This is a genomic window from Streptococcus sp. HMSC077D04, from assembly GCF_001808785.1.
Taxonomy (GTDB): Bacteria; Bacillota; Bacilli; order Lactobacillales; family Streptococcaceae; genus Streptococcus; species Streptococcus mitis_BX.
Map to the genome: position 1 here is coordinate 1 of NZ_KV794517.1, position 569 is coordinate 569.

The window sequence follows — 569 nt, forward strand, 5'->3', positions numbered from 1 at the left end:
ATGATAATTTCAGTATTTTCACCAGATTCCTTGATTTTGGTCGTGATAATTTCATGCTTGGTTGCCATCCCTTTCCCAGCTCCAGATGTCCCTAAAATCAGACCAGACGGTGTATTTAATAGGCTTCGATCAATGGTAATAATATTGCTTGAGATTTGATTGATACCGTAATATTTCCCACTTCGGTCTTGTAAGTCTACTGAAGTCCATGGAGAATTCACTGCTACATTGGACGTTAATAAACTCCGTGATACTCCCTCTAAAAAATCACAACCAAATGGCAGCAAACTATTAAAGGCTGCTTCTTGCATATATGGAAGTTTATCAATCATTAGGTCATTTGAGCCGGCCACTTGTTGGATAGTGTCTAGCGCTTGTTTGAGTTCTTCTTCATCCTGACCAAAGACCCCAATCAAGAAGACTGTTTGAAATAGTTTATCTCCTGTCTCGGTCATGGTTTTTAAGAGTTCCTCGGCTTCATCGATATTGCTTTCTAATACATGGCCTACTTTTTCCAAATAGATACCTGTACGAGCTAGTTTTTGTTGTTCCCCAATCTTTTGGGATTC

1 pseudogene is annotated in these 569 nt (G+C 39.2%); it reads right to left on the bottom strand.

The annotated features are described in order from the left end of the window. A pseudogene (locus HMPREF2701_RS02925) lies at window positions 1-569 on the bottom strand (VirB4-like conjugal transfer ATPase); the annotation flags it as partial.